The organism is Pedobacter chinensis (assembly GCF_003339865.1).
GTDB lineage: Bacteria > Bacteroidota > Bacteroidia > Sphingobacteriales > Sphingobacteriaceae > Pedobacter > Pedobacter chinensis.
This window is the reverse complement of sequence record NZ_QPKV01000016.1, coordinates 28,413-55,101: the sequence shown is the minus strand read 5'-3', so window position 1 is coordinate 55,101 and position 26,689 is coordinate 28,413. Positions and strand designations below refer to the sequence as shown.

General features: G+C 38.4%; 22 protein-coding genes. 8 read left to right on the top strand and 14 right to left on the bottom strand.

Annotation, left to right across the window (positions count from 1 at the left end; all coding sequences use genetic code 11):
• Nucleotides 1-183 precede the first annotated feature (183 nt).
• The 6 genes from DU508_RS22990 to DU508_RS22965 all read right to left on the bottom strand — a co-directional run bounded on the left by DU508_RS22990 (nucleotide 184) and on the right by DU508_RS22965 (nucleotide 10,646).
• Nucleotides 184-1,833, bottom strand: a complete 1,650-nt coding sequence (locus tag DU508_RS22990; protein WP_115405013.1) for a 2,6-beta-D-fructofuranosidase — start codon at nucleotides 1,831-1,833, stop codon at nucleotides 184-186.
• A 50-nt stretch (nucleotides 1,834-1,883) separates the two neighbouring features.
• The gene (locus DU508_RS22985) at nucleotides 1,884-3,482 is read right to left on the bottom strand and encodes a glycoside hydrolase family 172 protein (protein WP_115405012.1); all 1,599 of its coding nucleotides are present in this window, start codon (nucleotides 3,480-3,482) and stop codon (nucleotides 1,884-1,886) included.
• Between the two features lie 54 nt (nucleotides 3,483-3,536).
• The gene (locus tag DU508_RS22980; RefSeq protein WP_115405011.1) at nucleotides 3,537-5,252 is read right to left on the bottom strand and encodes a RagB/SusD family nutrient uptake outer membrane protein; all 1,716 of its coding nucleotides are present in this window, start codon (nucleotides 5,250-5,252) and stop codon (nucleotides 3,537-3,539) included.
• A gap of 13 nt (nucleotides 5,253-5,265) precedes the next feature.
• A complete protein-coding gene (locus DU508_RS22975) occupies nucleotides 5,266-8,349 on the bottom strand; it encodes a SusC/RagA family TonB-linked outer membrane protein (protein WP_115405010.1) in 3,084 nt (1,027 codons plus the stop codon).
• A 70-nt stretch (nucleotides 8,350-8,419) separates the two neighbouring features.
• On the bottom strand, nucleotides 8,420-9,310 hold the full coding sequence (locus DU508_RS22970; protein ID WP_115405009.1) for a carbohydrate kinase family protein: 891 nt from the start codon (nucleotides 9,308-9,310) through the stop codon (nucleotides 8,420-8,422).
• Between the two features lies 1 nt (nucleotide 9,311).
• Nucleotides 9,312-10,646 carry a sugar porter family MFS transporter gene (locus DU508_RS22965; protein WP_115405008.1) on the bottom strand — a complete coding sequence of 445 codons (1,335 nt, stop codon included), beginning with the start codon at nucleotides 10,644-10,646 and terminating at the stop codon, nucleotides 9,312-9,314.
• A 281-nt stretch (nucleotides 10,647-10,927) separates the two neighbouring features.
• Here DU508_RS22965 and DU508_RS22960 point away from each other — a divergent pair, with 281 nt between their 5' ends.
• The 5 genes from DU508_RS22960 (at nucleotide 10,928) to DU508_RS22940 (ending at nucleotide 17,749) form a co-directional block, all read left to right on the top strand.
• Nucleotides 10,928-13,732: a substrate-binding domain-containing protein gene (locus tag DU508_RS22960; protein WP_233509715.1), complete on the top strand. Its 2,805-nt coding sequence runs from the start codon at nucleotides 10,928-10,930 to the stop codon at nucleotides 13,730-13,732.
• Between the two features lie 28 nt (nucleotides 13,733-13,760).
• On the top strand, nucleotides 13,761-13,949 hold the full coding sequence (locus tag DU508_RS22955; RefSeq protein WP_147273677.1) for a hypothetical protein: 189 nt from the start codon (nucleotides 13,761-13,763) through the stop codon (nucleotides 13,947-13,949).
• Between the two features lie 457 nt (nucleotides 13,950-14,406).
• Nucleotides 14,407-16,083 carry an energy-dependent translational throttle protein EttA gene (gene ettA / locus DU508_RS22950; protein WP_115405006.1) on the top strand — a complete coding sequence of 559 codons (1,677 nt, stop codon included), beginning with the start codon at nucleotides 14,407-14,409 and terminating at the stop codon, nucleotides 16,081-16,083.
• 910 nt (nucleotides 16,084-16,993) lie between these two features.
• Nucleotides 16,994-17,452, top strand: a complete 459-nt coding sequence (locus DU508_RS22945; RefSeq protein WP_115405005.1) for a hypothetical protein — start codon at nucleotides 16,994-16,996, stop codon at nucleotides 17,450-17,452.
• Entirely contained in the window at nucleotides 17,453-17,749 is a 297-nt protein-coding gene (locus tag DU508_RS22940; protein WP_115405004.1) for a hypothetical protein, read from the top strand.
• Between the two features lie 340 nt (nucleotides 17,750-18,089).
• On the opposite strand, the gene DU508_RS22930 is transcribed toward DU508_RS22940, so the two are convergent.
• The 6 genes from DU508_RS22930 to DU508_RS22900 form a co-directional block, all read right to left on the bottom strand.
• Nucleotides 18,090-18,494, bottom strand: a complete 405-nt coding sequence (locus DU508_RS22930; RefSeq protein WP_115405002.1) for a DUF1573 domain-containing protein — start codon at nucleotides 18,492-18,494, stop codon at nucleotides 18,090-18,092.
• 860 nt (nucleotides 18,495-19,354) lie between these two features.
• On the bottom strand, nucleotides 19,355-19,630 hold the full coding sequence (locus tag DU508_RS22920) for a hypothetical protein (protein WP_115405000.1): 276 nt from the start codon (nucleotides 19,628-19,630) through the stop codon (nucleotides 19,355-19,357).
• Nucleotides 19,631-20,061: 431 nt separating this feature from the next.
• Nucleotides 20,062-20,766, bottom strand: a complete 705-nt coding sequence (locus DU508_RS22915) for a GDSL-type esterase/lipase family protein (RefSeq protein WP_115404999.1) — start codon at nucleotides 20,764-20,766, stop codon at nucleotides 20,062-20,064.
• Between the two features lie 28 nt (nucleotides 20,767-20,794).
• Nucleotides 20,795-21,025: a DUF1456 family protein gene (locus DU508_RS22910; protein ID WP_047798500.1), complete on the bottom strand. Its 231-nt coding sequence runs from the start codon at nucleotides 21,023-21,025 to the stop codon at nucleotides 20,795-20,797.
• Nucleotides 21,026-21,189: 164 nt separating this feature from the next.
• Nucleotides 21,190-22,494, bottom strand: coding sequence for a DEAD/DEAH box helicase (locus DU508_RS22905; protein WP_115405031.1), 1,305 nt, complete (start codon nucleotides 22,492-22,494; stop codon nucleotides 21,190-21,192).
• A gap of 45 nt (nucleotides 22,495-22,539) precedes the next feature.
• The gene (locus DU508_RS22900; protein WP_115404998.1) at nucleotides 22,540-22,758 is read right to left on the bottom strand and encodes a hypothetical protein; all 219 of its coding nucleotides are present in this window, start codon (nucleotides 22,756-22,758) and stop codon (nucleotides 22,540-22,542) included.
• A 220-nt stretch (nucleotides 22,759-22,978) separates the two neighbouring features.
• Here DU508_RS22900 and DU508_RS22895 point away from each other — a divergent pair, with 220 nt between their 5' ends.
• From DU508_RS22895 to DU508_RS22885, 3 genes are all read left to right on the top strand, one after another.
• Nucleotides 22,979-23,452, top strand: coding sequence for a ribonuclease H-like YkuK family protein (locus DU508_RS22895; protein ID WP_115404997.1), 474 nt, complete (start codon nucleotides 22,979-22,981; stop codon nucleotides 23,450-23,452).
• 480 nt (nucleotides 23,453-23,932) lie between these two features.
• The gene (locus DU508_RS22890; RefSeq protein ID WP_115404996.1) at nucleotides 23,933-24,460 is read left to right on the top strand and encodes a TlpA family protein disulfide reductase; all 528 of its coding nucleotides are present in this window, start codon (nucleotides 23,933-23,935) and stop codon (nucleotides 24,458-24,460) included.
• Between the two features lie 32 nt (nucleotides 24,461-24,492).
• Entirely contained in the window at nucleotides 24,493-24,960 is a 468-nt protein-coding gene (locus tag DU508_RS22885; RefSeq protein WP_233509714.1) for an SRPBCC family protein, read from the top strand.
• Between the two features lie 17 nt (nucleotides 24,961-24,977).
• On the opposite strand, the gene DU508_RS22880 is transcribed toward DU508_RS22885, so the two are convergent.
• Nucleotides 24,978-25,556, bottom strand: a complete 579-nt coding sequence (locus DU508_RS22880; RefSeq protein ID WP_147273676.1) for a DUF4468 domain-containing protein — start codon at nucleotides 25,554-25,556, stop codon at nucleotides 24,978-24,980.
• An 83-nt stretch (nucleotides 25,557-25,639) separates the two neighbouring features.
• On the bottom strand, nucleotides 25,640-26,659 hold the full coding sequence (locus DU508_RS22875; protein WP_115404994.1) for a porin: 1,020 nt from the start codon (nucleotides 26,657-26,659) through the stop codon (nucleotides 25,640-25,642).
• Nucleotides 26,660-26,689 lie beyond the last annotated feature (30 nt).

Sequence of the window (26,689 nt, the reverse complement as noted above, 5' to 3'; positions counted from 1 at the left end):
AGACTACGAAGTAAATCCCTAACCTACAAGCATTGTACCTGGTTTATTACTAACTTTGTTTTTTAAGAGGCGCAGTGCTGTATTGAAGTTTGGGTTTTATCGCCTGGAGATTATCATTAATAACGTTGTTTTCAATTATACTCAGGCTTGCTTCTCAGGTCTTCACTATGTCAAGAATGACAATTATTTCCATATCGATTTTACTGAATAAACTTCTAACCCCTTCACTTCAATGTTAGTTCCCCAAAAGTGTAATCCTTCCCTGTTTTTAGGGTCTGTTTTACGTTCCATCGAATAAGAATAAGCTCCGCCATCTATAAATACCTCTATAGAGGTTCTGTCAATGTAGATATCGGCAGAGATTTCCATGCTGGTCATATCCTGTGGCGAATAGAACACCCCATTTACCAGGTTGAAGTTCATATCATAATCCAACAATCGTTGCCCGTTAAGACTTAATCCTGCACTTGTGGCATGAGATAATTTTATGCTCGTTTTAATCCTAAGCCTGTCATTGTCATGATATGATTTTAGTTTTTCATTGGCGTCGGCAGCGCTCAGATTTTCCCATTTGTTTAAACTGCTAAAGAGCTGCTCCGTTTCTTTTACAGGCTCACTGAATAGTCTGATGCCATCCTTTGTGGTTTTGAGTGTGAGTTCAGTTGGCATAAGCATCATCCCATTGAAAGGCATCCCTTCGTGGCTGATCCTGCTCCAACCGAGCTGTATTCTCCTTCCATCCGATTCGGGAATATTGGTAAAGGTTTGTGCTGCATATATTGACCCTGTAACATAATAGTGTTTACCCGATTCAGGCACAAACTTCTTCCCATCAAATGAGCCCAGCATATAGGTGTTAGAAGCACCGTACATTACCCATTTTGTTTTACCCTTATTACAGTCAACAGGCAATTCAAATAAGTCAGGGCATTCCCAGAAACCTGTTGTATGGCTTTCAAAGGTCCACTCTTTCAAGTTTTTTGAATTGTAGATCGAATGTCCGTCTCTTTCATTAAGAACCATTACCCAATGATTTCCTGGCTTATACCAGAAAATGCGCGGATCACGGGTATCATTGCTGTTCCATTTTGCCTTTGAATCAATAACAGGATTACCACTGTATTTTGTCCATGTGCGTCCTTTATCCAGACTATAAGCAATACATTGCGTTTGTTTATCGGCTGCATTTGCCGTATAGGCCGCTACCATAGCTGGTGTATTGCCCTTATTAAAACCTGCCGTGTTCTGATAGTCGATTACAGTCGAACCGGAGAACATGGTACCTAGCTCATCCGGACTAAGGGCAGTGGGCAGCTCCTGCCAGTGAATCATATCTTTACTAACTGCATGACCCCACGACATATTCTCCCATTCTCTTTCGTAAGGATTGTGCTGATAAAAAAGATGATACTCCCCTTCATAAAAGATAAGCCCGTTTGGATCATTTATCCAGCCTCTTTTTGTTGTGAAATGGAACTGGGGTCTGTTTTTTTCCTGATACAAAATATCCTGACCTGCAATTTCATCATTCTGATAAATTTTCTGCAATCCTGAAGACACACCATCATAACTGATTTTGATGGTTTTCCCCTTCAGCGCACTGACATCACAAAACACCCAGTATTCAGGTTCATCACCCGATAAGCGGATTTTAAAAGTTCGCTCTGTTTTTCCGGAGATTTCAAATTTCATATTTCCCCTTGCCTGCTTTTGAGAAACTGGAAGATTGAGGTATCTTTTGCTGATCTTAATGGTAATATCATCTGCAATGGCGCTTTGAAAGATAGACATTAAAATTCCTATGCCCAGTATCATCTTTATTGTATTTTTCATATTTGTTGGTTTATCGTTATTATCAGTTTGTTGAATTCCAGATGAGGTGCTTATTTAGGTAAACTGGCCTTTGCCTCCGCTTTCATATCTTTAATGTTATTGGTTGCACCCATTGCTCCGTACCAGTACGTGGTTACCGCAAAATCTGCCTCCCCCTGTTGCCATCCAAGCATTTCCATGTCCATTTTAAAAAAATCATGAAACGGAATACGATCAAGGTTTCGGGTTCTCGTAAACGTATTATACCCAAAAGAATCCTCATGATCGGCACGAGGAGCATTTGCAAAAGGCGTTTGATAAAGCACCACCGGTGCCCAGGAAGTATTGTAATAATCTTCGGTGCCTGTTCCGTACTCGGATGGAAATTTATCGCCGTCTACCCATATTTTCTGGTCGCCCTCTCCATACCAGGTATGCATGTGGTTAAATACAGAAAGGCTGTTCCCCATATAAATACCTTTGCCGAAAATAGTAATAAAGTTGAGTTCCGCAGCATCTGGAGCATCGAATTTAAATATCGGTTCCCTCCTGTTTTGTCTCCAGCTGGTATGAAAATAAAGACTTGAGGGCTTCCAATCATAATGATCCGTAAAAGTGGTCAGTTCTATATCAACGGGAACATCGCTTATATTTTCGAGGGAAATCCTGGCAGATTTTTTATAGGGCATTATCCATCTGCTGATGATCTCTCCACCGGCATTTACCGTACGGTACCAGCTCTTTAATGGTTTGCCGCCAACGCCACTTCCTGAAAAATCTCCAACAGGGCACCATACCGTTTCTTTTCCATCAAAACTAATTCTGATGATGGTAGATCGTAAGGCCTGTTCCTGTTGTGATGGATCCTGAGCCATAACTTTTATCTGCATCAGGTCAATTGCAGATGATCCGGAACGAAGCGTTAAAGATGCGGTTTTCCCTGCTGGTAACTTTTGTTTCAAATAGTTGCCAGTGCCTCTTTTGTCTGTTTGCTCATTCCATAAGCGTTTTTCCGTTTGATTAATGAGTTCTCTCTCCATATTAAGCTGTTCCCGGTCAAAAGTAATTACCCTGGTTTCAGGTGTATAGCTACGGTAATTGATCTGGTAATACCTGGGCTGTTTTTCTTGCTCACTTTCTTCCCAGGTAATTTTACAGTGTGAAGCGTAGGGAATGGGAAGATAAAGTGTACTTCCTCCTTTTTCTTCCTTTTGATAAGAAGAATGAGGATTCAACAGTGCAGGTCCAAGCGCTAATTCGCCTTTGAGCAGATCATAGGATGGAATCTTAATAGTAGCGCTATCCTGATGATCGAGATAAATTCTTAAAGTGCCGGCTCTTTTGAAAGTAGTGAGCCAAAACCTTACGATTACACCGGGGCCATTAACATCCAGCATTACATTTTCACTCCGCCCCGATTTTTCTTCAGTTCTGATGTACTGAGAAAAATCTGAATTGCTGTACCAGCCCGGTTGATCAGGTGAAACCGATTTACGGTCATAACTACTAACCTGCTTGGTGGTAAAGCTATGCTCAGGCCAGTAGGTTACTGCCCGGGTATCTGTCATTTCCTTTAACAGACTGGACAAGGAAACGACCTGCTGCGCAGAAACTGTTCCGCAGAACGGAGCAATGACCATAAACGTAATCAATTTCAGAATTTTTAACATGTTCTTTAATTTACTATCATTCTGTTTCTAAATTAAGGCTGGCAGAAGTGCTCCTTACCAGCCTGTATTTTGTTTGTAAAGGCCTTTGCTAAAATTGATCTGGTTTAATGGAATAGGCAGATACTCATCTCTGTTCTTTTTAAATACAGCATCTCTTAAATGTGATGCCCTGTTCTTTTCTACAGAAAAATAAGCATTCAGATATTCTGCAGCAATGCCCCATCTTACTAAATCAAAAAAGCGGTAGCCTTCCATTGCAAACTCCATTCTTCTCTCATACCGAAGCGCCTCCCTGGCATAAGTTTGGCTCCAGGTACAATTCACTCCGGGTTGGTAAGTATTAATTCTGTAATTGGAGATATCCGAGCCATCTGCCTGTTTTAAAAGTGAGGTGCTGTTTGAGGCCCTGGTTCTGATCGCATTGATCAATGGAAGTGCCTCATTGAACCTCCCCAACTCAATCAAAGCTTCGGCTTTAAACAAAAGTACATCAGCATAGCGGATAATATCCCAGTTCTTGGAGCTTGACATAAAAGGAGGAAACTTCTTAAACGCAGGATCATCAGGTAATACCACTTCTTTCAGGCTCATAAACCTTCCATAAATTTGCGGTGCTCTTGTCCAGGAAATCTGAAAAATAAAGTTTGGCCTGTATTTGTACGGATGTCCCGGAATAGCAACAGAATGATCCAGCCTGGGATCAAAACCTTCAGTCTTAAAATCATCGCCTGCTGCCGTATTAACAATATTGTAAGAATCGAATAGAGGCAAACCGCTTGTTGAAGTTTTAAACGCGTTCACTAAGTTCTGACTTGGTGTGTGAAAACCACAACAACCGTACTCAACATTCATTGGGTAATTGAGTGAATGACCATTGTCGGTCCTGCCGTTCGGCGTTCCGTCATCTTTTGAATATTGTATAGCGAAAACAGATTCAGTGCCATTTTCAAATCTGGACAGGAAATTATTGGCGTAATCAGTACTAAGGCTGTATTTTCCAGAGTTGATTACCTCATCGGTTAACGTTAACACTTCTGTTAATTTAGCTGCGTCTACCGTGGTTACATTATTCCGGTCGTCCTGTACATAGGCCTGGTACAATAGCACTTTTGCTAAATATGACTTGGCTGCAAATCGGGTTGCCCTTCCTTTATCGGCTTGAACATCCGGAAGATTATCTGCCGCAAAGCGAAAATCAGCAGTGATTTTGTCCCAGAGTTGCTGATCGCTGAGATCAACGTTCGAAATCTTATCGTAATCGGTTTTTGCAATCGTTTCATCAATAAAGGGTACGCGTTTAAAGAGGATCTTCAACAGAAAATAAAAATGACCTCTTAAAAATCTGAGTTCACCTTGTCTGATTGTTTTATTAGGAAGTTCAGCAGTGGTAAGGTTATTAACTCTACCTAACGCATCATTAACCCTGCCTATAGCTACATATAGCCTAAACCAGGTTCCATCTGCATTACCAAGATCCACCCGGTTAAGGTTAAAAGTTTCATAGGCATTGAAATCTCCCACATCTCCGGGACCATCTCCTCCTTTATAGGCATCTCCACTTCGGATACTTCCATAAGCCCACATACTGCTATAAGGTGTTGCCCAATAATCGTTACCCAAAGCCGAGTAGGCTGCAATAACCATTTTTTCTGCATTTTCAGGAGTATTGAGATCTTCTGAAGACACCACTCCTTGTGGTTTTTCGTCAAGCACCTTTGAACAGGAGCTAAACATCAGGCAGAGTATAAGGTATATGATAATTTTTTTCATTTTATTAATCGTTTTAGAATGAAACATTTAAACCTACTGTTGTGATCAGTGGAATGGGATAGGCATTTCCGGGATTTTCCGGATCGGTTGCCGTATAACTTTTGCTCTTAATGGTAAATACATTACTGGCCTGAACGAAAACCCGTGCCCGCTGAACTTTAAGATTCTTCAGGGCATTTTGCAGATTATAACCCAGCTGGATATTTCTAAGCTTCAGGTAAGAACCGCTTTCGAGAAAATACGTTGATGTGCGCCCTTCGTTGTTGCGGTCTACCAGGGTTAGTGAAGGTATGTCTGATGAGCTGTTTTGTGGGGTAAACGCATCAAGGGTACGTGTTCCAAAATTCGCTCCGGGAGCCAGAGAAGAGAAATCTGTCAGGTATTTATAGCCGTTGTTTACCATTGATCCCTGAACACCCTGTAGAAAGAATGAAAGATCGAAATCCTTGTAGCTGATTGAAGTATTCAGGCCATATATCCATTTTGGAGCACTGTTTCCAATGTAATCCCTATCCAGTGCATCGATCACACCGTCTCCGTTCAGATCTTTGTACCTGATCCTGCCAATTCCTTTTCCAGGTTGTGTAGCATGTGCATTAACCTCTGCCGCTGATTTAAAAATGCCATCGGCCACATATCCGAATATAGAAGTGATGGGCCGGCCCAAAATATTTTTATCTGTACCATTGCCTGGATAAGAGGTCAAAATTTCAGGTGGCAATTCCGTTACTTTATTTCGGTAAGAAGCCGCATTCCCGGTTAATGTGATATTCCAGTTATTTCCAATTTTTTTAGACCACGATAGCAAGAACTCGAGGCCTTTATTTTGCATTGATGCGCCGTTGGCAAATCTGGCGCCCCCTTCGCCAATTACAGCGAGGTAGGCGGGGCTAATCAGAATATCGGATGTTTTCTTGATAAAATAATCTACCGAACCCGACAATTCATTCCTGAGTAGTGCAAAATCAAGACCTATATTATGTTGAGAGGTTTCTTCCCATTTGAGTGTATTGTTGCCCTGTTGAATTAATGCGAATCCGGAAGGGAGTTGTCCCGTATTTGATCCTGTAATATCATAAGCCGTGCCACCATCATAGTTTCCAATTGCATTGGTTCCATAAACTGCTGAATATAGGGTATAAGTTGCATTATTGGCTATTTCCTGATTTCCGTTTTTTCCCCATCCATAGCGTAGTTTCAGATCAGAAACAACCGGAAGCGACTCTTTGATAAATTGTTCCTCACTTAACCTCCATCCTGCTGAGAATGCAGGAAAATAACCAAACTGGTTCTCTTTTCCAAACCTTGAAGAGCCATCTCTCCGGATAGTTGCTGAGAAAAGATATCGATCATTGTAGGTATAATTGGCCTTTGCAAAATAAGAAAGCAATGCGCTACTGGTACCGTTTCCACCATTATCCTTATTTGTAGAGCCGGCATCAAGATAGGCATAATCGCTATTCTCCAATGCCAAACCCTGTCTACTCGCCCCGAAACCCTGATAAATGGTGTTGATCTGTTCCTGTGCAATCAGAAAATCCGCCTGGTGTTTTTCTGATTTTATTGAATAGGTAAGCGTATTTTGCCAGATTCGGTTACCATCATAGTTGCTATTGGTATTCACGGCATTAGATGGATCGGAAAGAAACCCGGAAGTATAGGATTTGCGTAGCGTTCTGGCATAATTTCCATTATAATCAATGGCATAGCTGGTTTTTAGCAATAAGTTTGGGATAATCTGTAATTCGGCATAAACATTACCAAATACCCTCCAGAAATTATTAAAGTTCTGCTTGTTATCTTCAATGAGCCTAACAGGATTTTGCCTGTCTGCCATTCCCGCTGCCGGACCACCCCAACCACCATTCACGGTGTAGATGGGCACAACGGAGAACACGATCTGCGATAATCCGGTCACATCTCCGGTAGGAATCAATACATCTTTCATATAGGTGCCCGACAGGTTTTCTCCAATACGAAGCTTACCATTAAGCAAACTATAATCTGAATTTACCCGGGCAGTTAGTTTTTTATCTCTTGTTTCCCTGATAATTCCCTTGTTATCGTAATAACTTAATGAAAACAAGCTGTTCCCTTTTTCGTTACCGTTGGCGATAGATACATTATAGGATTGCAGGAGCGATTGCTGCGAAATTTCATCGAACCAATTGGTATTTGCGGATCTCATGGTTTTGGCAGCATCTATAAATTCTGGTATCACCACCCGGTTTAGTACCGGATTATCAAAATTATTGTTCCATTCATATTTATAAATCTGATTTAGATTTGGATCAGAACGATCATTAACCGCAGCCTGCCAGTAAGCTCTGCCCCGTTCTTCGGCATTCAGGGTTTTAAGTTTTGAAGTATAAAATTGCAGCGACGCAGATGCATCAAAATCGACACGACTATAGCCTGCCCTGGCCCGCTTGGTTGTTACAATGATAACCCCATTTGCGGCTCTTGAACCGTAAATGGTTGCTGAAGAAGCATCTTTAAGCACCTGAATCGATTCAATATCGTTCTGATTTAATTCCTGTAACCCCCGTTTAGTGGGAATTCCATCTATAACATAAAGCGGATCATTGTTACCGAGCGTTCCTATTCCCCTGATCCGCACACTTGCACCGCCGTTGGGCGCACCATCGGCACTGATAAACACACCAGGCACCCTGCCTTGTAATGCCTTGATTGGATTTCCCAATGGAATATCCTTGATTTCCTGAACATTGACTACCGATACGGCACCAGTAAGGTCTTTTTTCCGCTCTTTTTGATAACCAGTTACCACTACATCGTTAAGCGAGTTATTAAGATCAAGCTGTATAGTGAGGTTTTCGGCATTTCCAATTTTTAAACTATAAGGCACGGCACCTACGTAGCCAAATTTCAGCGTTTGCCCCGATTCTCCCTGAATGCTAAACCTTCCTTTGGCATCAGTAATGGCCGTTTTTCCTGATTCTACCACCACAACTGAAACGCCCTCAATGGCATTGTTCTGCTGATCGGTTACCGTGCCCGTTACGGTTTTAATCTGGGCTGAGCTGTCCAGCACATAAATGAGCATCAAACAGCAATAAAAGATAATCTTTTTCATTGGTCATTATTGGTTTTATTTGGTTAGAATTAATTGATCAGCAATTTTCCGATCTTGGCTCAAATTGCCGTCAGATCTGGAAATCCAGGTACTCTTCCAGTTCATAATCCGGACAAGCACCTTTCTGCGTAGCGATAAATGCACCCATCGCTATTGCATTTTTTAGTATTTGGGCCGGATCGCTGCGTTTTCGGTGTCCGGATATAAATGCAGCAAGAAAAGCATCACCGCTTCCTATGGTATCTTTTACCCGTACTTCAGCACCATAATGGTAAAATCTCTCTGGTCCGATATAATAAGCTGCTCCCGATTCGCCTTTTGTGATCAAAATCTCCGGAGTACTGAATCTTTCCTGTACAAAGGCTACTTTCTCTCTCTCTGTGCCATAAGATCCACCAAAAAGCGTTTGCACCGTATCAAGCTCTGCCTCATTGAATTTGATTATATCTGCTTTTTTTAACAAAGGTTCAAGGATTGCACGTTTTACAAACGGATACCTCAGGTTGATATCCAGTACCTTTATTGCATCGCCCTCCAGCAATTCGAAGAGTGTATTTCTGGTAATATCATTTCTGCTGGATAGTGAACCATAGATCAGATATTCTGCTGAAGCTGCCTGATGAACTATAGCGTTTTCGGGGGTTATAAAATCCCAGGCCACCGGAAATACAATTTCGTAGCAAACTTCATTTCCATTTTTCAGGCTGGCGACTACTTCACTGGTTTGATGCTCTTCATCAATCTGAACAAATTTTCTGTCAAGATTCCATTGATCCATCAGTTCTGTGAGCCATTTTCCATTGTCATCATTACCCACCCGGCTGATAATGGCCGGATGAAGTCCAAGCTTATTTAAATGATAGGCAACATTTAGTGGCGCTCCTCCCGGTTGTGGTCCATCAGGAAGTACATCCCAAAGAACTTCTCCAAAGCATATTATAGGTTTATTTTTTAAAGACATATCAGTGCATTATGATGTTAGATCCAATTTGTTCGAGCGACTTTCCTTTGGTTTCCGGCATGATTCGCCATACAAAAATCAGTTGCAGAACCATCATACTTCCAAAGAAGAAAAAGGTTACCGCTCCACCGAGAATTTCAGTGAGATAAGGAAAATAAAATGCAATCAGTGCCGCCATAATCCAATGGGTAGAGCTGCCTAAAGTTTGTCCCTTTGCCCGTACCTGGTTGGGGAAGATTTCAGAAATAAAAACCCAAATGACAGCACCCTGCGAAAAAGCAAAAAAAGCAATGAAAACCATGATGAATACCGGTATAGCCAAGCCACCCTGAATATTATAATAGAATGTGAAAGCAACCAGAAAGAGGGAAATAATAAGTCCTACAGATCCAATAAGCATCAATACCCGCCGGCCGATCTGGTCAATGAAATTGATGGCAATGAGCGTAAATACAAAATTAACCACACCAATTCCTACAGTAGAAAGTAGTGATGAATGCTCTCCCAATCCTGCCATGGCAAAAATTCTTGGTGCATAATATATAATGGCATTGATACCAGACACCTGATTGAAAATAGCAAACAATACGGCCAGCATTACCGGAAAATTGTACTGTCCGGAAAACAGACCTGGTACCTTTTGATGATGATCTTTATTCGTCGTATCAGACTTTAGAATAGCGGCAAGTTCCTGTTCTGCATTTTGAGGATTGATAATGTTAAGCGTACGAAGCGCTTTTTCGGTATCTCCTCTTTTCAGAATAAGCCAGCGCGGGCTTTCCGGAATAAAACGGATTAATACCAGAAATAAAATCGAAGGCACGGCCTGAACACCAAGCATCCACCTCCACGAATGTTCACCTGTTTGACTGAGCAGGTAATTAGAAAGATAAGAAACTAAAATTCCCAATACAACATTGAATTGAAAAAGGCCTACAAGTTGTCCTCTTTTCTCGGCAGGAGATACTTTTGAAATATAAATCGGAGCAGTTACCGAAGAAGTTCCGACACCTAAACCACCCAGAAAGCGGAAAGCCAGAAAGAAGTACCAGTTATCAGCAAGAGCAGTACCCAACGAAGAGAGCAGGTAGGCAATAGCAACAAAAACAAGCGTATACTTTCTTCCGAATTTATCAGAAGGTTTTGAGCCTAAAAGCGAACCTATTACAGTACCTATAAGAGCAATTGAAATGGTCAGACCGTGCTGAAAGACCGAAAGCGACCAGAATTGCTGAATGGACTTTTCAGCTCCCGATATTACGGCGGTATCAAAACCGAACAGGAACCCACCTAATGCAACAACCATGGACCAGGCCAGGACAGAGTTTTTTTTCATCTATGATATTATTTGGTTAGTGAATCTGACGCAATTTACCTCCTCACACTAATCAGTACTACCAAAAAAATATCAAAAACATTAAAAAACGCAACAAAAAATAAAACACTCATTATCAAGCATATACATCAAATAAAAATACCAGAAAGCCGAACACTTTAACTCATGTATCAGCTATCTTTCGTTCTCGTTACATGTAATAGTGATAAGAGCACCACGTGATTTTAAAATACAGATTACATTTAATAGCTTTAACCTGAACTAACCAATATCCTAACCTTATGAGTGTTGAAATACATCAGCCAGCAGCATACAAATGGAGCATTCAAAAAGTTGTTTTTAGCTACTTGTGCGGCCTTATGTTCCTGTTTGGATGCAATAATCATAAACAGGAAGAAAAATTCTTCATTGGATTTTCTCAATGCATTGCCTCCGATCATTGGCGACGAACGATGTTGGAGGAAATGAAAATGGAGCTTTCGCTTCATCCTTCTGCAGAATTCCTGTACATGGATGCTGATGGGAACAGCAACCGGCAGGTTAAACAAGTACGTGAGATGCTCAAAAAGAATATTGATCTGCTTATTATTTCGCCCAATGAAGCTCATCCCCTCGCTGCAGTTGTAGAGGAAGCTTATAACATGGGCATCCCGGTTATCCTAATTGACAGAAAGACTTCTTCGCCACACTATACCGCTTACGTAGGTGCCGATAACTACCAGATTGGTAAAATGGCTGCCGACTATATTGCCAATGCTTTACTTAAAAGGAAAGGCAGTGTTGGAGAAGTTATGGGACTTCCCGGCTCTTCACCTGCGATAGAGCGTTCGAAAGGATTCATTGATCAGATTAAAAAATATCCGGAAATACAAGTAAAATTTCAGTTCTATGGCGACTGGCTTAAAGAGCAGGCAGAAAATCAATTGCGTTCTCATCAGTCAAAGCTTAAAGGTACCGATATTATTTTCGCACATAATGATGTCATGGCTTCTGGTAGCTGGAATGTACTTAAAGAACTTGATCTTCAAAAGGAAACCAAGGTAATCGGTGTTGATGCGCTTCCGGGTGCACGTGCAGGCCTGGAGCTTGTAGGCAACAAAACCCTTACGGCAAGTCTTCTGTATCCAACCGGGGGAAAGGAAGCCATCAGTACTGCTTTTGCCATTCTTTCAAATAAACCATTCCAAAAAGAAAATGTACTTCAAACGGTGGTTATTGACAGTACCAATGTCGAACTGATGAAAATGCAATGGGCAAAATTCAGTAGTCAGCAGAAAGACATTGAAAGACAAAAGGGACTACTGGAAGATCAGTTGGAAATATATAACAACCAGCGGCTGGTACTCAATGTAATTGTTATTACCCTGGTTCTGGTAGTGGTATTCGGAGGATTGGCCTTTCATTCGCTGCTGGAGAACAGAAAGATCAATAAACGGCTTGAACTTAAAAATGCTGAAATCATTGATCAGAAAAACCAATTGATCGAAATGTCGGCGAAAGCTGAACAGGCAACAGAAACCAAACTCAACTTTTTTACCAATATTTCTCACGAATTCCGGACACCTTTAACGCTGATTATATCACCTCTTGAAGATTTACTGAAAGACCCAAAAGTAAATCAGCTTAGTGGAAACAACCTTCGGATGATCAATAAAAATGTATTCAGATTGCTCAAACTGGTTAACCAGCTAATCGACTACAGAAAGATTGAACATGATAAATTTGAGATTCGCGCCGCTGCAGGTAATCTGGTTCAATTTCTTACTGAACTCCTTGAACATTTCAGGCACCTGGCAAATAAGCGAAATATAGATTTGCGGCTCATCGGCGGCGGAAAAGAAATGATGGCCTGGTTTGATGCTGATATTTTGGACAAAGTGATGTTCAATTTACTTTCGAACGCCCTTAAATTTACCGCCGACAACGGGCGGATTTATGTTCATTTATCTTCAACTGCTGAACAGTTCATCATCAGTATTGAGGATAACGGCATTGGAATGGACGAAACCGCACTTCAGAATATTTTTGAAGAGTTCTATCAGGTAGGTTCCGGTCAATCCCGTGGTTCGGGCCTTGGATTGTCGCTTTCCAAAGAACTGATCACACTGCACAAAGGTACCATTGATGTAGAAAGTGAGAAGTGGAAAGGCACCACCTTTACCGTTAAACTGCCATTAAACAATGCCGGGCTCGCTAAGCCTGAAGATTCAAGGTATCAGGATAAAAACTCCAGGTTGTATGATCAGGTAAAAATTTATACCACTGATCTTGAAGAGAACCTCAAAACCACAAAAGATCAAACATTCAACCCGCTAAAAGAACAAACCATGTTGATTGTGGAGGATAATCCTGATCTTTTACAATACCTCAGCGAAAAATTTGAGCACGATTATGAGGTTTTCAGTGCATCTACACTCCATTCCGGGATTTTAGAAGCCTATGAAAAAATTCCGGATGTGATCATCTCCGATGTTGTACTTCCTGATGGATCGGGCACAGACCTGGCAAACAAACTTAAAACTGATTTCCGAACCTCCCATATTCCGATTATTCTGTTAACAGCAAAGGGTAGTATTGAACAACAAATTAACGGGGTGCAAAGCATGGCGGATTTATATCTGACCAAACCGTTTAACTTTGATTACCTCCACGCCAATGTTGAAAACCTGCTGCGGAACCGCGGCATACTAAAAGAACACTATACCAGCGACATCAGTGCCGGAGCGAAGAAAACAACGGCCAGTTTACTGGATAAAAAATTCCTTAACGAGTTCTCCGGAATTGTGGAGCACAATCTCAGCAATGAAGACTTTAGTGTGGAAGACCTTTGTCGCTCGATCGGGATTTCCAGAATACAGCTTTACAGAAAAGTTAAAGCGCTGCTCAACTGCAGTATATCCGATTACATCCTAAACCGGAGACTGAAAAAAGCAAAATACTATCTCAGCAATGAGGATCATACAATTGCTGAAGTTAGCTACATGGTAGGGATTTCTTCAGCAACATATTTTTCAACTGTATTTAAAGCCCGGTACGGAACCACACCGAGTGAGTTTAGAAAAGCGATGGTAAAAAATGGTAATTGATTTAAACGAGTTAACATTATATTTGATTATGGAAAATTGGGAACAACTATCTATTGGCACCATCTTAAAGACCAAAAAAAAGTACTACGAAGTCGTAAATACATTTGCATCTGGTAATTATACCATCAGGGCAATTGAATGTGAACATAAAATGGGAATTGATGATAGAGTTATACATCTCGGTTTGCAAGATGGTACGTGGGAAATCATTAAATAAAATAAGCCTTGCTCATGGCAAGGCTTACACTGTTAATCTAAATCGTCCCGTTGATTTAATTCTAACTATCACAAATATAGTGAAATCGATAATTTCCACGAATAGCCCTTTTATGCTATTGCTTTTTTAAAGATGAGGAATCACAATACCAACTGCTAATGGTTCATAATTAATTATTAACTATGTTCCCACCCTTCAGGCCTTTTAAACCTTATCGTACCATGCTTTTTACGATATTGATTAAGTCTTATTTTTTTTAAATGTGTAGATGGTTCTGCATATTCGATTTATATCTGATAAACCATTTGCTTACATCCTTCCCTTCCTTATCTTTGTACCCTTTAGGATGAATGTAAGGTGCTGAAAATTTAAATTTTTACTTTGAAAACATTTTTATTTTGTTCCCGATTTTGTCCCTTTTCGAAACAAATACACATTTAAAATACATACAGACGATATGGACGAAAAAATAATCTTTTCTATGGCGGGAGTAAATAAAATTTACCCCCCACAAAAACAGGTTTTAAAAAATATTTATCTTTCTTTCTTTTATGGCGCCAAAATAGGTGTTATCGGTTTGAATGGTTCTGGTAAATCATCATTGCTAAAAATTATTGCTGGTTTAGATAAATCCTATCAGGGCGAAGTTGTTTTCTCTCCAGGTTATTCTGTTGGTTATTTGGCACAGGAGCCAATTCTGGATCCGGAAAAAACAGTTCGTGAAGTAGTAGAAGAAGGTGTTGCAGAAGTTACCGCTATTTTAAAGGAGTATGAGGAAGTGAATGAGGCTTTCGGACTGGAAGAAAACTATTCTGATCCTGATGCCATGGATAAATTAATGGCCAGACAAGGCGAACTACAAGATAAAATTGATGCTTTGGGTGCCTGGGAAATCGATTCCAGATTAGAACGGGCAATGGATGCATTACGTTGTCCTGATCCTGAAACCAAAATTGGTGTGCTTTCTGGCGGTGAGCGCCGTCGTGTGGCGATGTGTCGTTTGTTATTGCAAAAACCAGATGTTTTATTGCTGGATGAACCTACTAACCACCTTGATGCGGAAAGTATTGATTGGTTGGAGCAATTCTTACAAAACTACGAAGGAACGGTAATTGCCGTAACCCACGATAGATATTTCTTGGATAACGTAGCCGGATGGATTCTGGAACTCGATCGTGGCGAAGGTATTCCATGGAAAGGAAACTACAGCAGCTGGTTAGATCAAAAAGCAAAACGTTTATCACAAGAAGAAAAAACGGAAAGCAAGCGCCAGAAAACCTTAGAGCGGGAGTTAGAATGGGTTCGTATGGCCCCTAAAGCCCGTCACGCAAAATCAAAAGCTCGTTTAGCCAATTATGATAAACTGGCATCAGAGGATGGAAAAGAAAGAGAAGATAAACTGGAACTTTTCATCCCTGCAGGGCCACGTTTGGGTAATGTAGTGATCGAGGCGACAAACGTAACCAAGGCTTATGGCGACAAAGTTTTATTCGATAACCTTAATTTCTCGCTTCCACCAGCTGGTATTGTCGGTATCATCGGACCAAACGGCGCAGGTAAAACCACCTTGTTCCGCTTAATTACCGGACAAGAAGAACCAGATCAGGGTACTTTTCGTGTGGGCGAAACTGTTGAATTGGGCTATGTGGATCAAATGCACAACGATTTAGATGCCGATAAAACTGTTTACGAAAATATTACCGATGGTTTGGATAACATTCAACTCGGCAATAAAGCAGTTAACGGACGTGCCTATGTTTCTAAATTCAATTTTAATGGCGGCGATCAACAGAAAAAAGTAGGCATCTTATCTGGTGGGGAACGTAATCGTGTTCACCTCGCCATAACCTTGAAAAAAGGCGCGAACGTGCTTTTACTCGATGAGCCGACCAATGATATTGATGTGAACACTTTACGTGCTTTGGAAGAAGCTTTAGAAAACTTTGGCGGTTGCGCCGTGGTAATCAGTCACGACAGGTGGTTCCTGGATCGTATCTGTACGCACATTTTAGCTTTCGAAGGGAACTCTGAAGTTTATTTCTTTGAGGGAAATTATTCTGATTACGAAGAAAATCGCAAAAAACGTTTAGGAGATGTTGCACCGAAACGTATTAGATATAAGAAGTTAATTTGAATTCGTTGGCTGGTTTTTGTCTGCACAGCGCATCGAGATGGGATAGACTTACGAAGTTTCATTTGGCTTACGGGCTGGGGAAACTTCGCAAGTTGAGGCTCCCCGACTCACTAAGTTTAGCCGGATGGCGGGCAGGGGAACTTCGTCAGTCTGATCAATCAACCCCAAGCCACACCACTCAAATCTTAAGTTTTTACCACATGGATATAGAAAATATAACTAAGGTGTTTTAGGTGTCTCAGGTGGTTCATTCCAACCGTCATTGCTGAGGAGGAACGACGAAGCAATCTGTTTTGTTATCTTGATTCAATTAAAGATTGATTAACTCCACCCTACAAACCTCTTTCTTTGGTTCACAATGACGGCCCGTTCAAAACTGTCGAAGTTCTGCCACAGCAATGCCCTTTGAAACTTCGCAAGTTGAGGCTGACTGACTCACGAAGTTTAGCCGGATGGCGGGCAGGGAAAACTTCGTCAGTCTGATCAACAGCCCCAAGCCATACCACTCAAACCTTAAGTTTTTACCGCATGGATATAGAAAATATAGCTAAGGTGTTTTAGGTGTCTCAGGATGGCTCATTCAACCGTTATTGCTGAGGAGGAACGATGAAGCAATCTGTTTGTTATCTTGATTCAATTACAGAAGGATTGAGTCGCCACCCTCCAAACCTCTTCGCTGGTTCACAATGAGCAAAGTCTAAATGTTACAGAAACACCACTAGCATTTTAAAAAAATATCAGTGTTTTTTTCAAAGCCTTTTTAATGGCAGCTTCAGTCATTTCTTCCATAATTTTGTAACCCGCTAAATTTGGATGAACACCAACCAGAATCCAATAAAGTTTTTTTTACAAAAAAAAGACATATCCTTCTTTATCTTTCTTTATTTTGATAGTATAAAAATTACCGATCATGAAAAAATTAAACCTTTTATGCATTGCGATTATATTTACCCTAGTAGAAAGTTGTAAAAATGAACAAAATCTATCATTGCCTGACCTTAAAGAAGCCGTGCAACATGACAAAAGTTTTATTCTTTTACAGGAAAGTTCTAACAGTTTAATCAATTTGACACTAGAAGGAAAGATTAATGTTAGTAAAGCTGATAAAGAGTTAATCAATAAACAAGTGAAACAGGCAAAAAGTTTAGACGATTTAAAAACAATAATGAAAAATGCGAAGGTAGTTGGGGCGGAAGAATTTGCAACTCTATTATACAACCAAAACCAAAGCATTAAATCGTTAATGTTCGACTACCCTCAGTTGAAAACCTTACCTAAGGAAGACCTCAAAAATATATTAAATATTAGAGTAAAATCTCAGAATTCAAGTATCAATTCTTCTATTTCACGCATCTTAAATAAAAAATGAATGAAAAAATTAATTACAATGTGTCTATTCATTATTGCTATGGGGGGTTTTCAAAGTGGCTTTTCTCAACTGAATAAATTATCTTTAGTCGACAATTGTTTGTTTGCTTATAACAAATTGATTGCCGCAGCTGACCAACAATATACTTCAGCTATAAACGGTTGTATCATGACAATCATTTTTGCCGGACCTGAAAATATTCTTGATATTAATTGCGCTATGGATGCCTATTGGAATTGGCATCATGATTACGATAATGCCGCATTTGGCCTAGATGCTTGTGCAGATGTAATATAAAATTATAATCATATTTTTCTTATGAGTACAAAACAAATAATATTATTCTCAATTATCTTTTTGATTATAGTAATTATTTATCAAATTGTAGTATTTGTAAGTTTTAGAAAAAAAACAAAAAATCATAAATCAGAAAACGCATTATCTCTTTTTTTTAAAATTTCTCCCATAAGAAATTTTATATATTATCTATTTATTAAGAATAAAATAACAAAAAAGGAAGAGCAAAACCGAAAAATAAAATAATAACCGAGAAGTTTTAAACTCTCGGTATGTCTCACAGAATGAAACGAATAAAATAGATCTGTGAGCTACAAACCACGGGGTGGAAGAATGGAAACTACTCCAACTTATCATAAAAGGTCAAAACTTTGTATATGGGCTCTGAATCTGTCTCTAACACAATAGTTTTATTAAAATTTCCTTTATCGGTTGAGAAAAAAGAAACCCTCAATATTTCAGATGAAACAGGACTGATTGTTGAGTCAGAAAAATAGGCTTTGCTACATCCGCATGATGTACCAACACTTTTTATTCTGATTTTCTGATTACTACTAATATTAGAAAGCTTATAAGTTATCCGTAAAGAGTCGGATAACTTAATATTACCTAAATCTATAGAATCATTCTCTACTTTCAGGACATTTTTGTAATTCAGTTGTGCTTTACGATTATTACTGCATTGCATTAATAGTAAGGCAGAAATCACAAAAACCAACCTCAATAAAATATTTTCTAATTTCATAAGCTTTCTTTTTTATAACGATAAAATACCAAAAATAAAAAAATACCTAAAGACAACATATTAACACCAATACCTGTTAGGTTTGTTGGCATATAAATCCTGTTCGTTGAAAAGGTAAACAGATCCGAGGTATGCTTAAGATTTTCGAAACTAAAATAAGGGATATAACCAAGTCCAATAGTTACCAAATAAGATAAAATGCCTAATTTTAACGAAAAAATTTGAATAGCATAAACTATCAGCAAAACGACTCTGTTCTTATTTGGATAATTTAAAGTTCTTATTAAAAAAAACATAGCTAACGAATTAATACAAATTGCAAAAATTCTGTTAACATAACTATTTTGACCAATTGCCAATATTAAACCAATTACGCAGAAGAAAATGGTAGTTTTTGAAATTAATTTGTAAAAATTCATAATCTTTTTTCAATATGAACATTGGTTACCATTACAATAAAATAATCCGGCAAAACCACATCCCCAATTATTAGACTTACAGTTATTACTTGAGTTGCTACAAGAACCATAAGTGGTTTCTTGCCAAACTCCATCTGTTCCTACGTGCGTAGTTGTCTTTCGACAGGTATAACTACTTCCCAAATTACACATACATGGAGGTAAATCGCCACCGCTGCCGCCGCTAACGGGGACAGGGGGGTCGCCAGGATTTGGATCTTGTAAAGCCAGTTTATTTATCTTATTCGAAAAAGCTATATACTTATTTGCATTTGAAGGAGTTCTATCGTCGTTGACTATTTGATTTGGAATCTCTTCTTTTTGAAGAAAATAAAAAAGTTAGAGATTTGATTATCGCTGAAGACATTCTTTGACCTTTTTATCCAGCTCGGTATAATAACATTAGTAAATATTGCTCCGATCATTACCTATTGAATCATAAACTGACGGTTTTATTTGGGTATAAATTTCTTTTAAAAGCGTATTTTGTTGAACTCCAAAATCTTTCATGGCTTCTGATATATGATATCTCCAAAACGACGATTTCTCGAAATTAGACAATTTCCCAAAAGCAATCTTTCTAGCTTCTGATGTCGCTAAATTTTTAATTTCAGCAAATTTTTGAATGCTCTCAATGGAAAAATCTTCCACCTCAGAGTTGTAAACGTCTTTTTTCAACCCACAAAAAGCATTAGAAAGAGAGTTGTTAATAATAGAAATGTTTTTTTCATCTTTTTAGGATTTTTATTTTGTTTATTTTTTTCCAGGTTAAATTTATCTAAAAAAACTATGACTGCAAAACAGGAATAAATTGGAAATAAATAATTATTGTCTAATATGTTTAATAATTATTTCATTATGTTGGATTCATCATAAATTCTGATCAAGTTAATTAGGTATCTCTAAAATATTTAATTTAAGTAAAACAACCAAATTTATCGGAATAATAATTTCTGACAGAGAAAGAGCAAATTGTTCAATGCTCCTGCTCTCAAGGTCTATAGCTCACAGAACGAAACCAACAAATGGTCCGTGAGCCACAGTCCATGGAAATCAGGTTAACAAAAACGGCATGATTTTAATCGTGCCGTTTTTGTTTCAGCTTATTGCTATTTCCCTATTGTCTTTCTAATAACTTCATCAGTTACAATTTCCATTACTTTATAACCTGCTAAATTAGGGTGAACCCCATCAGTTGTATATACAGCTTTTTGGCCATTTCTTTCATCAACCAATGGTGTAAAATAATCCAAAACGGTAAAGTTTTTCGATTCAGCATAAGCAACTATAGCTTCATTAAGTGAAATAATTTGTTCTGCTGTTCCTTTAAGCGATTTATTCCAAGGATATTCATAAACTGGCAAATACTTGCAAAGAATAACTTTTATACGATTTTTTTTGGCTAATTCAGCCATTGATTTAATATTATTGAGAATCGTTTCGTTCGAAACATGTCCTTTATTGCCGGCTAAATCATTACTGCCAGCTAAAATAATAACGGCTTTAGGTTTTAAATTAATAACGTCTTGTCTGAAACGGATTAGCAATTGTGGCGAAATTTGTCCGCTAATTCCTCTATCTACGTAAGCATTGTTACTAAAATACTCTGGATCTTTCTGCTTCCAGAATTCAAAAATAGAGCTTCCTAAAAAAACAACACGCTTCTCCCTCTTTTTAGGAAGTCCGATCGATTCGTTTTCTTTTTTATATTTTGATAAAGCTGCCCAATCATCAGAAAAATCTTCCTTTAGATTTTGTGCTTGTAAAGTGTATACACTGGTTACAAAAATAAATAGGGATAGTATTATTTTCATTTTTTAAACCGCAAAAGGTATTAATATTTTATTTTTTCTCTTCTCTTGGCCCTCTTTTATAAATGACTAAGCCATTTAAAAAATTGCGAAGAATCTGATCGCCACAAGGTTTAAAATTTTCGTGATCTTCATTTCTAAAAATATCGCCTAATTCTGCCTTCGTCACTTTAAAACCAACAAGATCACATATCGTGATAATGTCTTCCGTTTTTAATGATAAAGCTACTCTCAGTTTTTTTAAAATGTCGTTGTTGCTCATAATTTAATGATTGATTTTGAATGAGTAAATAATTGAGTGTTAACTTAAAAGCCTAACTTGCTTACCCAAATTTAATGACTAATGACTAATGACTAATGACTAATGACTAATGACTAATGACTAATGACTAATGACCAATGACCAATGACCAATGACCAATGAACCTAACTCGCTACCGCTAATTTGAGTTTTTTTCCTTTAATCTTCTCTCCGGCCAAAGCCTGAAGTAATCCATTCACTTCTTTGCGTTTTACTGCAACATAGCTGGTGGTATCCTTTACCTCGATCAAGCCCAAATCATCTTTATTAAGACCGCCCTTTTGCAAAAATAAGCCTACAATATCTATTTTATTGATTTTATCCTTCTTTCCGTGAGCCAGATATAAAGTGACCCAATCACTTGCTTCGGGGATTTCGTAATGATCTGATAAATGCTCCTCTTCTATATCTTCCGGAAGATATTTGTAATTTTCTTCAGGAGTGATAACCGCATAAGCGGTACCTTTGGCATGCATTCGGGCAGTTCTTCCGTTGCGGTGTATATAGGCATCTTCGGTATAGGGCAATTGATAATGTACAATATGTTCAATTTCGGGAATATCCAAACCCCGGGCAGCTAAATCGGTAGTAATTAAAATTTTGTGACTCCCATTTCTAAATTTCAGCAGTGCTTTTTCCCTGTCGGTTTGTTCCATTCCACCGTGAAAAACATCATGTCCTAAACCATGTTCAAAAAGGATATCGCTAATCCGGTCCACTGTTTCCCTATGGTTACAAAAAACCAATGTATTCTTCCCTCCAATTTTGCTTAATAGCTTGAACAGCACTTCCAGTTTATCGGCAGCAGGTGCTGTAACCTTTTTCAGTTTTAAATCTGGTTTCGCCTGAACATTTTTGGAGAAATCAATATCAACGGGATTTTTCAACTTCACAAAAGCAGGAATTTCTTCCATTTTGGTAGCTGAAGTTAAAATGCGTTGTTTCAATGATAACAATGACCCAATGATATAAGACATATCCGATTCAAAGCCAAACTCTAAAGACTTATCAAATTCATCCAGAATTAAATTCTCTACAAATGACTCATCAAAATTTTGATGTTCTAAATGATAAGCTATTCTACCGGGCGTACCAATGAGCACTGCCGGAGGATGGGCCAGATTGTTTTTTTCTACCCTTACTGCATGTCCGCCATAACAACAGTTCACTTTAAAAGGAGTGCCCATTTGTTTAAAAACCTGTTCAATTTGTAAAGCAAGTTCTCTAGACGGCACCAGAATCAATGCCTGAACACCTTTAATGCCAGGTTTTAAATGCGCCAGTAAAGGCAGTAAAAATGCAAGGGTTTTGCCAGATCCTGTAGGTGCAATTAACAGCACATCATTACCAGATTTTACTGCTTTTAGTGCAGATTCCTGCATCTCATTGAGCTGAGCAATGTTTAATCTTTTTAAGGCGTTTTCTATCATTTCAGCAAAGATAAGCATTTCTCATCTCCGTGAATCTGAAATCCCTTAGAACTTTAAAAACCTGGTTTTGATTTTCTTTAACGCAGAAAAATTAAATCTCCTCTCCAGCAACATCAACATATTACCTCTTTTAGACATGGAAGAATTTACTTTCTCCGTTACCAGATCGACTGAAGATTTTAATCTATCAGTTAAATCATCTGTAAATTTATTGGCTCTGCTATTTTGCAGCAGCTGTAGTTCCTGAATCAATTCTGCTCTCATACCTGGTTGAATTATGATATTAAACTTAACAATTATAACGGCACATCGGTTGTAATTAATATGAAACAATTGTTAATTTTAAGCCTAAAAAGGCTTAACTTGTTGAAAACTAAGCGTCTGTTAGCAAATAAACAATTTCATATTAACAATACTTTAATTTCTAGCACTTATTTTTATAAAAACCTCATTACCATTTGTTAACCCCAAAAAAACCGAATGTATGACCTGGAAAAAATTTAGTGGCGAAATTATCCAATCTTCTATCCTGGAAGAAATTGAAAGAGCAATTATCAGAGAAACAGAAAATGGCTACAAGCTTAAAGTTTGCATCGGAACAGATTCCCAGGTTAAGGGACTGGTTACCGATTTTGCAACCGTAATCGTGTTGTTGCGGGAACATCATGGTGGCTTCATGTATATTCATCAGGAAAAAAACACACAACAAGTGAGCATAAAGGAAAGAATGCTTATGGAAGTACAAAAATCTATTGAAACGGCGTACTCTATTTGCGATTTGCTGGACATTTATGATGTTGCATTGGAAGTACATGCTGATATCAACACTAATCCTTCATTCAAATCAAACAAAGCTTTAAATGATGCAATGGGTTATATATTAAGCATGGGCTTTATTTTTAAAGCTAAACCAGAGGCGTTTGCAAGTTCTACCTGCGCAGATAAAATGGTGCATTAGTTTTGCTAAAAAAAATTATAGGAGTATCTTTAACATAAATTCTATCATATATTTTTTTTTAAAAAGTTCACAGGGGAATGATTAAACCGGACGCAGCAAGTTAAAGCCAACGGAGCTTACAAGGCCCATTAACTTAGCAAAGCGTTCTCCTGAACTCCATAAAAAATAGATACAAGTGAAAAACCATTGAAAAAACAATGGAAGATATATTAATAAATTTAAACAGATGAAACCGTCATGATTTCAAAACCACACAGTGGAATAAATAAATCATGACAGCTTCATTGCCTTTGAAAACAAATTTATAATAATGAAACCGTCATGATTTTCAAAACAAAACAGTGGAATAAATAAATCATGACAGCTTCATTACCTTTGAAAACAAATTTATACTAATGAAACCGTCATGATTTCAAAAACCACACAGTGGAATAAATAAATCATGACAGCTTCATTGCCTTTGAAAACAAATTTATAATAATGAAAAAGATACTCCTATTCCTTTGTTTATTTATTGCCGTTAATGCCTTTGCTCAAAACGATGAAAATGGCACCTATACAAAAATTGGCGATCAGGCACCTTCTTTTAATTTCGAAATAGAAAAAGGTAAAACAGTTAATCTGTCAGATTATAAAGGTAAACTGATTTTAATAAACCTGTTTGCAACCTGGTGCCCTCCATGCAATACTGAGTTGCCACTGGCACAAAAACAGATTTGGGATAAATACAAAGACAATAAGAATTTTGAATTCTTTGTATTTGGAAGAGAAGAAGGTTGGGATAAATTAATTCCATACAAAGCCAAACATAACTTTACCTTTCCAATACTTCCGGATCTGGACAGAAGCATTTTCAGTAAATTTGCAAAGCAATCTATTCCCAGAAATATTTTGATTGATCAGGATGGAAAAATTATTTACCAATCCATCGGATATGAGAAGAACGAATTCAATTCTTTAGTGAAATTAATCGGAAATAAATTAAATTCATCATCCCCAACAAAATAACTTTTCGGCTGTTTGCTTTATAAAGCTAAATTTTGAAAATATACAGATTAGAGTTCACTCAGCACATTCCGGTTGATCTGGATACGGCCTGGGATTTTTTTTCATCACCTTTAAACCTGGCAGAAATTACCCCAACAGATATGACTTTCGATGTCACATCTCCCAATATGGAACACGCAAAAATGTATCCCGGACTAATCATTACTTATAAAGTATCTCCGCTGTTTGGCGTTAAGCTAGATTGGGTAACCGAAATTACACATGTAAAAGACAAAGAATATTTCGTGGATGAGCAACGATTTGGCCCCTTTGCATTCTGGCATCATCAACATCATTTTCAAAAAACTGAAGGTGGTGTATCCATGAACGATATTCTTCATTACAGCATTGGCTGGGGACCAATTGGCACTGTTGCAAATGGAGTAATGGTTAAAAAGAAAATCAACGAAATTTTTAACTTTCGCTATAAAAAGGTAGAGGAACTTTTAGGCAAAATGTAAAAACAGATGTAAAGCATTTACCACTTCCTGGTTGAAATAACTTCTTTTTTAACGGGTTCGGGCACTTTTTTATCAGTGGCCAGAAATTTTTTAAAAGAATCTGCAAACTTTACCGCTTTTGCATAAGCGCTGGCTTGTATATCTTTCCAGGTACCGGCATTCAATTTATCAACCCGTTTTTCCAGCGGCGTACCAATATTTGTGGTGGCAACAAAATTACCATAACGATCTCTTTGATAAGGAATATATTCAAAATCAGTTAACCAAAACCGGTACTTCCCTTCTCTTGCCTCGAAAACGAAATTGTAATTTACTTCTCCGCTTGGATGTCCGGCAACCAATATTGTTTTATCGATTATCAGTTTTCCATTCGCTAAAACAGAAGTATCAGTACTGCGTTCTGGTTTCATCAGCTTTTTGTTCGATGAATGGATGAAATGCTTCGCTCTTTCCAATAAAACTGCTTTGCTTACCACCTGCGAATCAACCACTTGATAGTAAATGAATTTTCCCTGCTCATCCTTGGAAAATTGCTTTTCCTGAGCAGGTAGTTTAACAATGAAAATGGAAAAGATTATAGCCAGTGTGTATTTCATTTGGTTTATTTTAATTCTGATCACTAAGGTAAAAAAAAGCCGCCAGTTTAAATACTGACGGCTCATGATCATTTCTGTTTCGTTTAAAAAGCGTAAACAGCTGCTAAAGAGAACTGGCCTGCATTTGGTGCCGCCAGTCCGTTTTCTTTAAAAAACGGTTTATCGCCATTATGGTCTAATCTTACTTCAGGTATAAAAGTTAAACCTCCTGATTTAATATTTGCAGTCAAGGTAACGGCAGTATATTTTGTTGCTCCAAAACCTGCAACATTTTTGGTTTTAAAATACTCACCCCTTAAGCCCAAAGATACAGCATCAGTAAAAGCAAATTGCGGATATAAAGCCACACCTGCATAACCGCCACCATCGTTATTGATATCATAATTGGCCGCATTTAGCCCCAATTTAAATTTATCCGTTACCTGATAGGAAGTGGTCAAATCTTCAATGGTTCCATAGCCACCGCCGCCTGCACCAGATAATACATTGATATAAGCTGTCCAACCTTCAACAGGCGAAACCATTAACTGGCCACCAATGCTTGATACCCCACGGGTTGCAGTGTAAACATTCCAGTCATTGAACAATCCAGCCATTAAACTCACTTTATCAGAGAATTTATAAGTTGCCTTAATACCAGCATTCTGGAATGGCCCGCTGGTAAACAGATACGATGTTGAATAGTTAAAATTTCCAACAGGAGAGATTACTTCATACCCGACAAAGGTTCCCATATAACCCGCTGTAATTGAAAACTGATCTGTAAAATCATAGTTTACATACAAATTTTGGATATGAAAGGATGAACCATTGCTTGAAGCATCGAGAAGTGACTGTTCTTGTCCTCTCGGACCAAAGGAAAGCTCTCCGACAAAGGATGCCTTCCCTGTAGTTTTCTTCAGCACTAAATCAATCATCCCTAATGAAACCGAATTATGATCAGTAGCAAAAGATGTAGTGATGTTATTGGGTTGTTTAGCAAAATCGTATTTGAAATAGGTGTCCACCGATCCTGAAATTTCAAGTGGTGATGTTGGCGTCTCTTGAGCCAGGGCACACGTAGTGCCTGCCATTGCGAAAATAGCGGTTAAAAATTTCTTCATGTTTGAGCTTTATTTGGGTTTAGATATGGT